Annotated in this window: 13 protein-coding genes; 9 read left to right on the forward strand and 4 right to left on the reverse strand. The window is 64.6% G+C overall.

Annotated features, from left to right (window positions below; genetic code table 11):
• The first annotated feature begins 333 nt into the window (after window positions 1-333).
• The gene (locus tag CKO43_RS05330) at window positions 334-660 is read left to right on the forward strand and encodes an H-NS histone family protein (protein ID WP_200228277.1); all 327 of its coding nucleotides are present in this window, start codon (window positions 334-336) and stop codon (window positions 658-660) included.
• A 63-nt stretch (window positions 661-723) separates the two neighbouring features.
• Here CKO43_RS05330 and CKO43_RS05335 read toward each other — a convergent pair whose 3' ends face one another.
• A complete protein-coding gene (locus CKO43_RS05335; protein WP_200228278.1) occupies window positions 724-1,863 on the reverse strand; it encodes a protein NO VEIN domain-containing protein in 1,140 nt (379 codons plus the stop codon).
• Window positions 1,864-2,204: 341 nt separating this feature from the next.
• On the opposite strand from CKO43_RS05335, the gene CKO43_RS05340 reads away from it, so the two are divergent.
• From CKO43_RS05340 to CKO43_RS05350, 3 genes are all read left to right on the forward strand, one after another.
• Window positions 2,205-5,582 (forward strand): hypothetical protein, encoded by a 3,378-nt coding sequence (locus tag CKO43_RS05340; protein WP_200378058.1) that lies wholly within the window; start codon window positions 2,205-2,207, stop codon window positions 5,580-5,582.
• A 72-nt stretch (window positions 5,583-5,654) separates the two neighbouring features.
• Window positions 5,655-6,017, forward strand: a complete 363-nt coding sequence (locus tag CKO43_RS05345) for a transposase (protein ID WP_200378059.1) — start codon at window positions 5,655-5,657, stop codon at window positions 6,015-6,017.
• Window positions 5,981-6,823 carry an IS3 family transposase gene (locus CKO43_RS05350; protein WP_200378067.1) on the forward strand — a complete coding sequence of 281 codons (843 nt, stop codon included), beginning with the start codon at window positions 5,981-5,983 and terminating at the stop codon, window positions 6,821-6,823. Before CKO43_RS05345 ends, CKO43_RS05350 begins: the two co-directional genes overlap by 37 nt.
• Before the next feature lie 267 nt (window positions 6,824-7,090).
• Here the strand turns inward: CKO43_RS05350 and CKO43_RS05355 are convergent, their stop codons facing one another.
• The 3 genes from CKO43_RS05355 to CKO43_RS05365 form a co-directional block, all read right to left on the reverse strand.
• Complete coding sequence (locus CKO43_RS05355; RefSeq protein WP_200228280.1) at window positions 7,091-8,362, reverse strand: tyrosine-type recombinase/integrase; 1,272 nt, start codon at window positions 8,360-8,362, stop codon at window positions 7,091-7,093.
• A gap of 414 nt (window positions 8,363-8,776) precedes the next feature.
• Complete coding sequence (locus tag CKO43_RS05360) at window positions 8,777-9,472, reverse strand: nucleotidyl transferase AbiEii/AbiGii toxin family protein (protein WP_200378060.1); 696 nt, start codon at window positions 9,470-9,472, stop codon at window positions 8,777-8,779.
• Entirely contained in the window at window positions 9,465-10,346 is an 882-nt protein-coding gene (locus tag CKO43_RS05365) for a helix-turn-helix domain-containing protein (protein WP_242481059.1), read from the reverse strand. Before CKO43_RS05365 ends, CKO43_RS05360 begins: the two co-directional genes overlap by 8 nt.
• Between CKO43_RS05365 and CKO43_RS25730 the strand changes: the two genes are divergently transcribed.
• The 5 genes from CKO43_RS25730 to CKO43_RS05390 all read left to right on the forward strand — a co-directional run.
• The gene (locus CKO43_RS25730) at window positions 10,336-11,319 is read left to right on the forward strand and encodes a flotillin family protein (protein ID WP_346728211.1); all 984 of its coding nucleotides are present in this window, start codon (window positions 10,336-10,338) and stop codon (window positions 11,317-11,319) included. The genes CKO43_RS05365 and CKO43_RS25730 overlap by 11 nt on opposite strands.
• 151 nt (window positions 11,320-11,470) lie before the next feature.
• Entirely contained in the window at window positions 11,471-12,025 is a 555-nt protein-coding gene (locus tag CKO43_RS05375) for a DUF2325 domain-containing protein (RefSeq protein WP_200228282.1), read from the forward strand.
• A 96-nt stretch (window positions 12,026-12,121) separates the two neighbouring features.
• A complete protein-coding gene (locus tag CKO43_RS05380) occupies window positions 12,122-12,346 on the forward strand; it encodes a hypothetical protein (protein ID WP_200228283.1) in 225 nt (74 codons plus the stop codon).
• 26 nt (window positions 12,347-12,372) lie between these two features.
• Window positions 12,373-13,125, forward strand: a complete 753-nt coding sequence (locus CKO43_RS05385; RefSeq protein ID WP_200378061.1) for a GDSL-type esterase/lipase family protein — start codon at window positions 12,373-12,375, stop codon at window positions 13,123-13,125.
• A 146-nt stretch (window positions 13,126-13,271) separates the two neighbouring features.
• A partial coding sequence (locus tag CKO43_RS05390; RefSeq protein WP_200378062.1) for a pyridoxal-phosphate dependent enzyme occupies window positions 13,272-13,843 on the forward strand: 572 nt, incomplete at its 3' end.

Raw genomic sequence — 13,843 nt, forward strand, 5'->3', positions numbered from 1 at the left:
CTTCCCCTGCTGGCATTCCGTTTCCTTCACGACAGAGCGGCAATCACACCGAAGGGGGACACGCCACCGCAACAGATCAGCCCCATCAGCACGAGGACACGACGTGAAAACAACATCAGTGGCCAGCACCAAATCAACCACAAAGATCGTGGCCAATCGCTATCGCCATGCGTCCGGCGTTCCCTCGCCCCAGAGAGGCGAACACCCGCAACGAATCAAACACGCGACGATGCATTAACCGCTGCGTACACGGCATCGAGATGCAACATGATTGCCGCGAAAGCGAGCTGCTCCGTTATGCTCACGACTTCAACGAAGAAGGAGTGCCGAAAAATGGCAACCAAGAAGACTGCGGCGCCGACCGCAACGTACGCAGAAATTCAGGCCGAAATCGCCCGCCTCCAGGCCGAAGCCGAAGCCCTGCGCGAGCAGGAAGTCGGTGAGGTCATTGCGGGCATCAAAGAGTCCATCGCCGCATACGGCCTGACCGCGGCCGATCTGGGACTGGCCCCGAAGGCCACGCGTGCGCGCAAGACCCCGACCAAGGCCGCCTTCGCCGACGGCAACGGCAACACCTGGGTCGGCCGCGGCAAGCGTCCCGACTGGGTCCGCGCAGCGCTGGCCGCCGGCCAGACCATGGACCAACTGCGCGTCAGCTGAGAGCGTGCGGCCAGACGGGCCCCACTCGGCCCGCGCCCGAGCGATCGATCACCATCGATCGCCTCAGGCGGCCTGCACGCGCCGGAACGCCGCCCGGTAGTCCAAAGGCTCGAGCGCGACGTGTTGCGACACGTCCCCCCGAAGCATGTACAGCCGCGGTGATCGTCGGAACTCGAAGAGCCGGTAGAGCACGAACTGCTCTCCGGCCTCCTTGCTGAACTCCAGTTCGTTGCGGCTCACGATGAATGCGCTGGCATGGCCCGCGTTCGTCGTCTTCACCTCGATGTACCGAGGAGCATTCGTCTCTTCGTACGACTGGATATCGAAGCCCGCACCGTCACCCAGGCGATCTGACACCCAGTCGACACGTGCGAACAGATCGGGCCTGCCGACCTGGTTCAGCCGCGCCTGCTCGTACTCCAGCACCCACTGCTCGCCAGCCCGTCCGAGCTTTCGGTTCGCCTGATCCCGGCCGGCGAAGTCGATCTTCCGCGGCAACCGAACCCGGCCCAGATCGGGAACGACCACGTTCTCCACTTGCGGCTGCTCGACCAAGACCGCCTGGAAGGGCCTGGCGTTCACAGGACGAGCGTCCTCCATCGCATCCGCAATCGTCGCCACCCAGGCGGCGTTCTCAAGCAGAAAACGCTGAACCGCCTTGCGCAGCAGCAACTGCGTGTTGCCCCGAGGCTTGTAGCCCGGAACGAACGGCAGGTTCAGCGCGTGCAAGACCGCCGAGACGTTCTGGAACTTCAACTCCACCGACGCCTTGCTGCGTCCGCGCAAGCGCTGCCGCAACTCGGCATTGAAGTCGGTCTTTCGGTACGCCGAAGCCTGGGCCTCCAGCGCCAGCATCCTGAAATAGGCCTCGACCGTCGCGTCGACCTCCTCCTCGGACCAGTCCTCCCCGATGCGAACCACCGTGAAGCCCAGCGCCCTCAGCTTTGGCACCACCGTCGCCTCGCCGCCCGAGAAGTCGGATGCCCGCAACGGCCCTGCATCCGGAACCGCATAGCCGTACGCCACACCCACGATCGCCTTGGAGTCCGCCATCCCGCCGGACTTTGGGTCGACCACCAGGAAGTCCCGCGAACGGCCGAAGCCGTACTTCTCCAGGAAAACCGCTCGACCCAGCGAGCGGAACTCGTCCAGAGCCGCCTGGACCGCCCCAGGGCTCTGCAGCTTCGATAAGGATGCCTGCACTTCGAGTTCTTGTAAGACGACTGCGCCAGGCCTCCAGCGCAAGTGAACTGCAGCTTACCGTCATGGCTCCCGGGCACCGCGGCAACCGACTTGACAGCCCTGCCCAGCATCAACTCGGCAGACGACTCGCCACCTCCGCGATCGGTCACAGCGACAGAACCGCCCTAGGAACAAGCAACCAAAGCCGAAACCTCTCGCAGGGTCGGCGACGACGCCTCAAGACTGAAAGTGGCCATTGACCTCGAATTTCTTGAGCGAAAGTCACCGAGCCCAAAGCGGTCAGACTACTAGCCAATGGGTCGTCCGTCTTCGAGACGTTGGCTGACCCGTCTGCTGGCGATGTGAGCGACAATCTCGAAAAGTCAACATGGGGAGTGTGGGGCGTGCATCCATTACGTAGGCTCACACGATCGGCATTGGTTCGAATCGACCACGCGCTTGGCAAGCAGCCCGAGGCAGGAACGTCTGATTCGGCACGCTCTGTCGCAGCGCTGGCGGCAGCGCGTATCTCGAAGCTGCGGCGACTCCACGCCGTACACAACGAATACCCCGGCTGGTTCGCAAGCACCATGCTTTGGGGCGGGTCACACCCGATCATCTTCGCGGCGATCATCGGCGTCGCATGCACGATCTTGGCCTTTGTCTGTTTGCCTGCGCCATACCCAGAATGGATAGTCATCACGTTTCCCGACCTCCCCGTCGACTACACACACGCGGCCTTCTTCGGGACCATCTGGACAGTACAGGCAACGCTCATCGCTCTCGTCTACCCCATCGTCCTGACCTTCGTACCAATCCTGCTGCAGCGGCGGGCATCTTCAAAATTTGCGCTTGGCTTCTACATGCGCGAATCAGCCGTTCTTCCGGCGGGCACCAGTTCCCTGGTGCTTCTGGTGGTGCTGTCGTTGCAGTACCTTGTCGCGTACTACGTGCCGCGAGAGCTCTTCCTCTTCAGCACCGTGTTCGATGGGCTTTGGCTGCTGGCTAACATCGGTATGACTGGTTACTTTCTGTTGAAGACCGTGCGCTATGTCGAGGAGGATGTGGGCGAAGCGACCTATAGACGCCTATCGCTCGGTTATATCCTTTGGTCAGACCTCCAGGAAGCTGAGACGGCTGCCCTTTATGAGGCAGGCGGCCCCAACATGGGGGACTACCGAGGCGGCAAGTTGGAACCCCTTGTCCGCACGATGCCGATTACTTCCGGAGAGCCGACTGTTTCGAGGCTCCTCTCCGGCAGAAAGAAGTTAGTCGATGTAGACCTGTTCCTTGTGAATCAGGTGGCCCGAGCGTGGGCAAAGCGTGCCGACGTTCATGTCGTGGAACACGGAGCGAAGCGGCGTCCCCCAACCCTGGAACTTCTGCCGTCGTTCTGGGGCGAATACTCCGGCCAAGTCCACATTGCCCGCGTTTCGGACGGGCCAGACCTAACGCCGCAAGAGCGTGGTGACCTCCTGCAGGCATACGTTTTCGCCTCACCGCCGAGCCGACTCTTCATTGGCAACACTAAGGGTTTATTGGAAGAACTCGCCAGCGAGGTGCAGTCGCAGTTGGAGCAAGGTAGGTTCGACGAATCGGCGTTAGCCTTCAAGAAATTGCGCCTGCTGCACGAGGCTTTCCTCCGCAACTCGAACACGGAACGGCACTCGAGTCTCGCAAGCGCCTCGGCGCCATGGGCTGCTGGACATCGCAGCATCAGTGACTACTGGCTTGACCCTTATAGGCCGCTGTTTGAGGCTGCGGCGAACAAGATTTCCGCCAATCAGGCCCTCTGGCGCAACCTGTGCAACCTTCCTGCTGATTTGCTCCGACGTGCGAATCCGCAGGACATGCGGATGACATACGACATCCTGGAGCAGTACGAGCTCATCGACCATTTCCTCGGTACGTGGTGGACCCGTGAAGCTCATCGGTCCCAAGCCGTCTTTGCTGCGACTGGGGCGCAGCTCCCTGAACCTATGGCCTCCGACTACAGGGAAGCCATCACATCCGTTGTCAATGGGTTGAACCTTGCGACAGTGCCGTTCGACGGGAAGGGCGTCGAGGAAGAGCAACGCTGGGCATCGCGTCTGAGGGCCACAGTGACCTGGATGGCGCACGTCGACATGTGCGCCACGCTGCTAGTACGCGCGGTCCGCCGCGGAGACAAAGTGGCGTCTGAGTGGTACAGCGATTGCCTGAGTCACTGGCTCTCTGACCGCGGTTACGAATATGGCGCTCGCCGCTTCGCCTACGCGGACGCCCGGCATTCGGTTAACGTAGGAGAGTTGGACCTTTCATGGCCAAAAGCGCGCCAGCAAATCTCCGCGGCCATTCAACGCGAAGCCACCCTAGATGACGCGGTCCACGTTCTATGGGAAAGCCTCCAGCGCCATTGGGAGGTCGTACGCTTTTCAAGCTCGCTACTTCTATTACGCTACGAAGTTCACGGCACCTTCCACGAACTCGCCCACCGGGTCGCGGGCCACGTACTGTCCCTTACGTTCTTCACTCCCGGGCCATCAGCCGATGCTCAGAGCCTGCTTGAGCCAGACCTGCTTCTGACCACGTACCTGAGGATCTGCTGCCTCGAACCACACTCTTGCGCGCAGTCCTCTTCGCTCGTCGCCCGAGTTCTGCGGAGAGGGAACGATGGCCCCGTCATCAATGGCTGGGTCTACACGGGTCACGGTTACCAAAGTAATCTAGAGTCGCAAACAAAGCAGTTCATGACCTTGTTGCTCGCGTCGACCGATGCGGGGAGGGTTGAGCTTACCGATGCGTCCCGCCTGTGCCGAGCCCCGCATGGGCTGGGCAGGTTGCGTGAGCTGTATAGACTGCTAGCCCTACTCGGCGCCGAGGTGCGACGGCCGGTCCAGAGAGAACTGCCGCTTGCTGCGGCCGCTCTGCGCGCCAGCTTCGGCTCTCCCGTGCGCCAGGTGTCGCCATTGCTGCCATGGCGAGGCAAGTTGAAGCACCTACTACAGGTCGTGAATGCGCAAATTGACGCCGAGCTTCGCAAGGTCTTCGTGCCACCAGACGCCGCGAGAACACTGGTGGCTCGACTCCAGGCGGAGTTGTTGAATCCAACCGACGGCAAGGCATGGAATGGCCACATGCGGACGGCCGTGGGCGCCGTGACCGTATCCAGAAATGTTTGGTCAGAGCAGTGTCGTCGCTATGAGAAGGCCAAATTCCTGCGGCCAACCGAGGATTCGTTCCCTCCCGAGGAAATCCGGCGTTGGGCAAGGCAAATTGCATTGGGTACCCTTCGGTTAGCCCTCAGAGAAGCGTTGCAGATTAAAGCGGCTCGTCCGGTCGGAGGCGTCTCCGGCGGCGAGCAATTGCTGAACCTCGCAGCGGCGATTCGTGCCGAGCGATGGTCACGTGAGACACCTATCGTCCTTGTGCCGCACGGTCCAACCGGTCTCGTAGTCGACGAGATGTACTGGCAAGTCGAGGGCCGCTCAGGGCCACCTGTTGGCGTTGAGTTCACGGCACGTCAAGGCACGGATGGCCCATTCGCTCATCGGATGGTCAACGGCGCACTCGTCTTCGAGATGCAAACCCCAGATGACCGAATCTACCTAGTGCCCGCCGCCTGGTTCGATTGCCTTGTATTTGAGCAGCACGCCGACGGCACGGTGCTGCAGCATGAGGTCCAAGTTCAGGAGCCCGACAGCGTGCTCATTCAGCTTCATTGGCGCGCTGAGCTTTCTGGGGCATTTAAGCAAGCCTAAGCCCCCTCTGGCGTCTGTCTAGGACCTTGTTTCACTCTGGTGGACACTCCGACCTAACCGAAGGAGTTGCACATGGGTATGCCCGGGCCGCAGATGGTCAAGCGGTATGGATTGGAGTTCAAGCTGGCGGCGGTGGAGTTGTCCAGTGCGCCAGGGGTGTTGATCAAGGACGTGGCGGAGTCCCTGTGCATCCACCCGTTCATGTTGTCGAAATGGCGCAAGCAGGTGCGCGATGGAGTGCTCGTGGGTGATGCGCGGAAACTCGATGCGGAGTCTGTTGGAGAGCTTCAGCGGCTGCGCGAGGTCGAGCAGAAGTACAAGCGCCTGCAGATGGAGCATGACCTCCTAAAAAAAGCCATCCGGTTTGCTTCGGATCGAAAGCGGAAGTCTTCGCCTTCATCGCAGCAAACCGGAAAACCTACAGCGTCCAAGTGATGTGTGCGCACCTTCGGGTCAGCCGTTCAGGCTACTACGCGTGGACGCGGCGCGAGCCCAGCAAGCGAGCCGTAAAGGAAGCCGAACTGATCGACCACGTGCGTCGCATCCACGCGGCTAGCCGCGGGTACTACGGCAGCCCGCGCATCCGGCATGCGCTGCGCCACGAAGGCATCACGGTGGCGCGCAGCACCGTCGCGCGGGTCATGCGGCGAGCGCAGTTGCAAGGCCGCAGCGCGCGCCTGTATCGGCGCTCGCGCGTGGGACAGCGGGCCTTCTTCACCAGCATCGCCAACCGTCAGCGGGGCGTGAAACTCGAGCGCCTGAACCAGATCTGGGTAGGCGACGTGACGTACCTGAGGCTCAACGGCCAGTGGCGTTACCTGGCTGTAGTGATGGACAAGCATTCGAGGCGGATCATCGGCTGGAGCCTGGGTTCGCAGCGTGACGCGGCGCTGACCCTCGAAGCCTTCAGCCATGCCTGGCGAGGTCGCAAGCCCGAGAGCGGACTGATATTTCACAGCGACCGTGGCATCGAATACGCGGCACATCAGTACCGCCAGAAGCTGCAGCAGCACGGTGTCGTGCAAAGCATGAATCGACCGGGCAAGATGAACGACAACGCGCATATGGAGTCGTTCTTCCACTCGATGAAGAGCGAGCATCTGTACGGGCAGAAGCCGGCCGACGAGGTGGCGCTGCGGAACTCGCTGCTCAGCTACATTCAGTTCTACAACCAGCAGCGGCTACATTCGTCGATCGGATACCTGTCGCCTGCAGGCTTCGAGCGGAGCCTTGTTTCATGATGGTGTGTCCACTTTTGAGAAACAAGATCCCTATTTGGAGCCGCCAATCGGGCCATCGCCTAACGTCGAGTCCAGCGACCGCTTAGCGCCTATTATCATGAGTGCGGCCAGCGAAAGCACCCGCTGCGCAGCGGTCGATGCTTCCAGCGATCCTCCGTCGAAGTTCTAGCCCAATACGGGCAAAGTTCGGCGAATTGACTTCCTGCCTTCCCACGAAGCCTGCGCGGTCGAGCGCGACGCGAAGACTGCTGAACCACTGGCGAATCCTCAGTCGGCGTTCGCCGACGCCGTCTCAATGTAGTCGGCTACGACCTGCCATCCTCCGCGAAGTTGGGCTTCGCTCTTGCCGACGTAGTGCCCAAGGGTGACGTCGCTGCTCGCCGCATGGTTCAGCATCCGCTTAAGCGAAGCACCTGACACGAGCTCTTCCGCGATGCTCGCAAAGGTCGCACGCAGACCATGGCCCTGCACGGCTGTCTTGGCTCTCTCATTGATCCACGCCAGTGTCTTCCGGGCATCGACGATCGGAAACAGCGGCTCGTCGAGCTCGCGGCTTGTGCAGTGCAGCTTCGCGATTTCAATTGCTTGTCTGGACAACAGCAGCTTATGGTCGCTCCTGTTCTTCGTGTCCCGCAAGACGATCTTGCCTGCATCGAGGTCCACGTCACCTACTTTGATTGGCTTGTATCCGTGGCGCTTGCTCCCATGGATTTCGCCGCCCCGGCACCCCGTGAGCAACTGAAAACGGTAGTAGTCGGCCGCGACCCTGGACGGCGCGATGGTCGCTGCCCGCCACCACGCGCCCAAACGCTCTGGTGGGATGGGCGCAGGGTTGCCTTTAGCGGGCGCCAGCACGATACGGTCTCGACCTGCGGTGTCGCGACCCAACGGGTTTTCCGGTACCACGACGCCATGCCACCGCAGCACTGCGCGCAGCACCTGCATCGCATAGACCGCCTGGCGCTCGGATCGCTTGATGACGGCCGCATGCACGCCCCGAATGTCATCGGCGGTGAGGCTTGAGAGCAGCTTCTCTGCAATCGGATACAGCTCACCATCGGTGAACCTCCTGCCCGACTTCGAGGTCTTGCCGGGCTCCACCATCGCAAGGTAGTCGGCCTTCGTGCGTGCCTTCAATGGCAAGCCATCCTTTGCGCGACGCTTCTTTTCGACGTACTCACGAACGGCCTTCTGCAGCGTCAGTCCATCTTGGAGGCTGGCCTGCTCTTGTGCCACCACCTCGGCGCGCAACCTCGACTCCTCCCGTGCTGGCCAGTCCACACCATCGCGCGCAAGTGCCCGGATGCGCGCCGCCTCGGCACAGGCAGCGGCCAGCTTCATCTGGCCGGCCCCTTCACCGTACTCCTGCGGCAGCCGGTACTGGCGCTCGACCGCTGCCCCCTTGACCGTGTAGCGAACCAGGAGCGTACGAACCCCGTCCGGAGCGATGCGCAACTGCAAGCCGCGGTCGATAGTGAGCTTGTAGGCCTGAGCGCGAGGTCTATGGGCGTCGATCGCTCTGACGGTCAAGAGGGGCATGCTCGGGCTCCGTGTCCGACAGGTGTCCGAAAAATCGCTGGCTCGCATGCTATCAGTCGGGACCACCTGGCACAAGGAAGTCGACCTAACTTATTGATATGAATGAACTTTCAGAATTCCAAGAAGATGCCGGGACGTCTCACAAAGTGCTGCTTGTACCGACTGTTAATCCGTAGGTCCCTGGTTCGAGCCCAGGTCGGGGAGCCAAAATTACCGAGGTGCGACAAGCACTTAGGTCGAATCAGAAGCCAGCCGTCGTGCTGGCTTCTTTCGTTTCCGGGCCTCGGATCACACCGGGGATACTGGACGCAACGAGAATGTTTGGCTGTGAAGCGACCCGGCTTCCAGGAGGCTCCTCAGCCGGGAATGGAGTCAGCGTCAGGGCGTCAATGCGGTTCACTTTGCCGCGCTCCATCAGCGCAGCAGCGCCTTGATGCGAGCCCACAGCGCAGCCTTGGACACCGTGGTCATGGCCATCGCCTGCATGCACTGGTCCAGTCGATGAGGCCGTGCACGCAGGTCCTCCACGGCACTGGCCAGATCGGCGGCCACGCTGTCGCCGTAGGCAGCTTGGGCCTTGGCCATGGCCTGTTTCATCAGAGCCCTGGGCGGCGCCATCATCGCCAGGTCGATCAGGTCACGGCTCATCACGGCATCGTCGCGCCAGCGGTCGGAGTTGGCCAACAGTTTGCTCGCCACCATGTCCCGCGGTGTCAGCGTGGCTACGCCGCACTGGCGATCGCCCGGGCCAGGGGCGTCAAGTTCGATTCGGCCTTCGAGCACGATCTCGAACTTGATGTCGGCGCCCTCGACCCTCAGCGTGGTGCGAATGCCGTACTGGTCCGCGCGCAGCTCACGGGTCTGGTTCAGCGCGCGGTCGGCACGGGTGATGGAACGCATGCCATCCGGGCCAGTCAGTCGCTGGCGCAGGTGGCGATAGCCCTCGACCCTGGAAACAACGAAGCCGATGTCGACCGACTCGCGATATTCGCCGTAGCGCAGCGCCATGGCGCTGCCGCCGCCGAAGAGGCAGGCGTTCGCCGCCAGCAGATCGGCGTCCAGCGCCTCCAGGACGGACGCGATGCGGCGGTGATGTGTGCGCTCAAACAAGCAGCCGCCCTCCGCCCAGTTGGTCCACCAGGGCCTGGAGCAATGCACGTTCTGCCGCCTCCATGCTGGACGGGTCGATGTGCCGCCAGTTGCGCTCGTACAGGTTCAAGGCATCTGCCGGGCTGACATCGTCGACGCCCTGAAGTTGCCAGGCTAGACGCTTGAGCTGCGGAAAGTCCACCAAGCGCACACGATCAGGCAGGCCGGCGGCTCCCGAAGTGGCCAGACTTGCCTGCGGATCGCGTAGTTCCAACTGCAGCCCCACGGCATCGATGGCGCTCAAGTAGGCGCCCATGGTCACCGAAGGCTCGCCGCGCTCGATGCGGCGCAAGGTAACCCGCGACATGCCAGCAGCCTCTGCGGCCACCGTGGCGCTGACTCTCTGGCTCTCTCGATGGGCACGGATGCGCTCGCCGATGGCCCGGAGCCGGATCGCGAGAACGTCCCCGCCATCCTGGATGCCGATGCGAGCCCGGCAGCCGAGGCCGGAACCGCTCGACCGCGAGTTCGCCTGCGCCGCACCCGCCACGAGGCCTTGGCACGGGCAAATGGCGCGGCGCCCGCGTTGATACAACGGCAGCGGTCGACCAAGGAGACGGCCTTCGTCCGCACAGGCCTGGGCGGGCAGAAGGTGATCATGGACGGCGGCGCGATCGTGCTGCCGGTCTTCCACGAGCGTGTGCTCGTGAACGTGAACACGCTCAAGCTCGAAGTCGTGCGCCGCGAACGCGAGAGCCAGGACCGACAAGCAGTTCTTCAACCCGAACAACGCCTTCGACGCCGAGGGTCTCACCCGGCTCACCGAGCAGACCGAAGCGCGGCGCAAGCAGCGCAACGACGTCGAGCAGGACACCGAGGTCCAGGTGCGGGCCAAGAACCTCGATGCCTCGCGCCAGAAGCTCACCATCGAGAAGGATCAGGAGTTCGCCTCGCTCGGCCAGCGGCGCGAGATCGAGGTCACGCGTGCCGAGCAGTCGGCGCTGATCGCCTCGCAGCAGGCAGAGCGCAGCCGCGAAGCCGAGGCCGCCAAGATCGAGGCCGAGCAGCAGGTCAGCCAGAAGCGCATCGAAGCCGAACGCGAGATCAAGGCCGCGGAGATCGAGAAGAACCTCGCCATCCAGATGCGCGAGATCGAACTCGAGCGCAAGACCGAGATGCAGCGCGCGGAACAGCGCAAGCAGGTGGAGATCGCGCGCCAGGACACGCAGATCGCGATCGCCAACAAGTCGCGCGAGCAGTCCGACGCCGACGCCGCGGCCAACCTGGCCCGGGCGGACGCGGTCAAGGCGGAAGAAGCCGTCACGACAGCGCGCCAGGTCGCGGTGGCCGAGCGCGAGAAGGACATCCAGCTGATCGAGGCCTCCAAGGAAGCCGAGCAGAACGCCATCGCCGTCAAGGTGTCCGCCGCGGCGGAGAAGGAGGCCGCACTCGATCGGGCCGAGGCCGTGACCATCGAGGCGCAGGCCCGCCAGGCCGCGGCGCTGGCGGATGCCGAAGGCCGACGCGCGATCAACGAAGCCCTGAACACGCTCTCGGCCGCGCAGATCGACCTCCAGGTGCGGACCCTGCTGCTGCAGCAACTGCCGCAGATCCTCGAGCAGGCCGTGCGGCCGATGGAGAAGATCGACTCCATCCGGATCTTCCAGGTCGGCGGCATGCCGGGCTCACCTTCGGGCGCCGATGCCGCCGGGACGGCCCCGCACGCGGGCGCCACCTTTCCGGAGCAGGTGATGAACTCGGCGCTGCAATACCAGATCGCCAAGCCGATCGTCGATGCGGTGATGAAGGATGCCGGTCTGTCGAACGAAGGCATCACCGGTGTCGCCCATGCCTTGTCGGCATGCTGACCCGGCCTCAGGCGCAAGGCTGATCGGGCTGGCCGCGCCCGGACATCCGATCTCGGCCGGGCGCGCGCAGCCCTGACGGCTGGGCGGCCATTCTCCAGATGAGAATCACTCTCATTTAAGATGCGTCGCGGAAACCGACATCGACGCAACCATGGCCACACCCGAGTTCGAACTGCTGCGCCACGAACACCTGCTGCTGCTGCGAGCGCATGGCCGTGCGCAGCAGCGCTGCAGCCAGGCCCTGCAGGCGCAGGCACGCGAGATCGAGCGCCTGCAGGCCCAGGCGATGCGCCTGCGCGCGGCGCTCGTCGTGCGCGAGACGGCGCTGGCCTGGGCGCAGGAGGACAAGGCCGCGCTGGAACGGGTCGTCCCCGGGCTGCCGCGGCGCGCGGCGCTGGCGCGGCGCGTGGACGAACTGCTCGCGCGGCTGCAGGACCTGATGCGCGAACGCCTGACGGCCAGGCCCCTGGCCGTTGCCGCCGGCAGCTCGGACGTGATCGCCGCGCGGCCGGACGACCAGCAGGCACTCGAGTCCAGCCTGGGCACCGCCGACCTGGTGATCTGCCAGACCGGCTGCCTGAGCCACGGCGCCTACTGGCTCGTCAAGGACCACTGCCGGCGCCACGGCAAGGCCTGCCTGCTCGCCGAACGGCCAGCGGCGCTGCGCATCGTGCACATCCGGACGGACGAGGGCGAAGCGTCGTAGGCCCAGCCGGCACGCGACGACCTGCGAACGCGGCACCGTCCGACAAGCCGACGGCGGTGCCGGGCACAGACTGCGGTCCTGACACCGAAAGCCGCCATGACCCAGAACGCGCACATCACGGGAACGGTCGAATATCGCGAAGGCGACGGCCCCAACATCGTCATCCGGCGCGGGCCCTGCGTCATCGAAGAAACCGAGCTCGACGTCACCCTGAGCTGGACCGAGGGCGATGCGCGCGGCTCGGCGGCCATGCCGATCGCCGACTACCGGCGCTACGTCGCCAGCCGGGCGATACGGCTCGATGGCGCGACCGCCGGCTGAACCCGATCGGCAGGCCCAACGATCGCATGACGGACACGACAAGCAGGCGCGCCTGGCGTCTCCTGGGCTGGAGCGCGCTGGCGCTCGCCGTGCTGGCCTGCGCCCGGACCGCCTGGCGCGTGCACGAGTCGGCCGAGCTGATCCGGCGTAGCGAGCCGCTGCAGCGCGCACCGGTGCAGCCGGCGCTGCGCCTGCTCGTCGTCGGCGACAGCACCGCGGTCGGCACCGGCGCCAGCAGGCCCGAGGCCAGCCTGGCCGGTCTTCTCGGCCAGCGTTTCCCGGGGCTGCGGATCGACAACCGCGCCCGCGACGGCGCGAAGTTCGCCGACCTCGGCGCCCAGCTCGACGGCGACGAGCGCTACGACATGGTGCTGGTGATGGCCGGCGGCAACGACGTCGTCCGTCTGCGCGACCTGCAGGCCCTGCGCGACGACGTCGAACAGACGCTGCGCCGGGCGGCAGAGCGCGCCGAACTGGTGGTGCTGATGCCGGCCGGCAACGTCGGCAACGCGCCCTTCTTTCTGCCGCCCGCGTCGTGGTGGATGAGCTGGCGCGCGCGCCGGCTGCAGGCGCTGGCCGACGAGGCGGCGGCACGCCACGGTGCCGTACGCGTGAACCTGTTCCGCGAGGCCGCCGACGACCCGTTCGTGCAGCGGCCGGAGCTCAACGCCGCCGACGGGCTGCACCCCAGCGACGCCGGCTACCGCGTCTGGTTCGACGAGCTGATGACGCAGGCCGCCCTGCCCCAACGGCTGTCCGCCGCCGCCGTGGCGCGCTGAACAGCCGCAGGCATCTCTCGGGCCCGGTTGCTGGCACCGGCGAGCACCTCGACCGGCTCAGCGCCCGCTAGCATCATCGGTGCCCGGCTCGGCGCACCGACGCGGCGCCCCGAGCCCTGTCGACACCACATCGAGGACCTGTTGCCATGGACCTGTCGCGCTTCCCGCGCCGCCGCTACACGCCGTTTGCCACCCCCATCGAGCCGCTGCCGCGCTTCAGCGCGACGCTGGCGGCCACCTGCCCCGGCGGCCGCGGGCCGACGGTGTGGATCAAACGCGACGACCAGCTCGGCCTGTTCCCCGGCGGCAACAAGACGCGCAAGCTCGAGTTCCTGGTTGCCGACGCGCTGGCCCAGGGCGCCGACACGCTCGTCACCTGCGGCGCGCCGCAGAGCAACCACTGCCGCATCACGCTGGCGGCGGCGGTGAAGGAAGGGCTGAAGTGCCGCTTCGTCATCGAGGAGCGTGTGCCCGACAGCTACGACCCGGCGGCCAGCGGCAACAACTTCATGTTCCGGCTGCTCGGCGTCGAGGCCGTCACGGTGGTCAAGGCCGGCACCGACATGGGCGCGGCGATGGCACGCGTGGCCGAGGAGCTGCAGGCCGCCGGACGGCGCGCCTACATCATCCCGGGCGGCGGCTCCAACGCCATCGGCGGCCTGGGCTACGTCGCCTGCGCGCAGGAACTGCAGCAGCAACTGTTCGAGCAAGGCCTGCA

This window comes from Rubrivivax gelatinosus (assembly GCF_016583785.1).
GTDB lineage: Bacteria > Pseudomonadota > Gammaproteobacteria > Burkholderiales > Burkholderiaceae_C > Rubrivivax > Rubrivivax gelatinosus_B.

Bases quoted from the DNA above. Each gene is read 5' to 3' on its own strand.
- CKO43_RS05330 (WP_200228277.1), top strand. From the start codon at position 334: ATGGCAACCAAGAAGACTGCGGCGCCGACCGCAACGTACGCAGAAATT.
- CKO43_RS05380 (WP_200228283.1), top strand. From the start codon at position 12,122: ATGACCCAGAACGCGCACATCACGGGAACGGTCGAATATCGCGAAGGC.
- CKO43_RS05345 (WP_200378059.1), top strand. From the start codon at position 5,655: ATGGGTATGCCCGGGCCGCAGATGGTCAAGCGGTATGGATTGGAGTTC.
- CKO43_RS05375 (WP_200228282.1), top strand. From the start codon at position 11,471: ATGGCCACACCCGAGTTCGAACTGCTGCGCCACGAACACCTGCTGCTG.
- CKO43_RS05385 (WP_200378061.1), top strand. From the start codon at position 12,373: ATGACGGACACGACAAGCAGGCGCGCCTGGCGTCTCCTGGGCTGGAGC.
- CKO43_RS05355 (WP_200228280.1), bottom strand. From the start codon at position 8,362: ATGCCCCTCTTGACCGTCAGAGCGATCGACGCCCATAGACCTCGCGCT.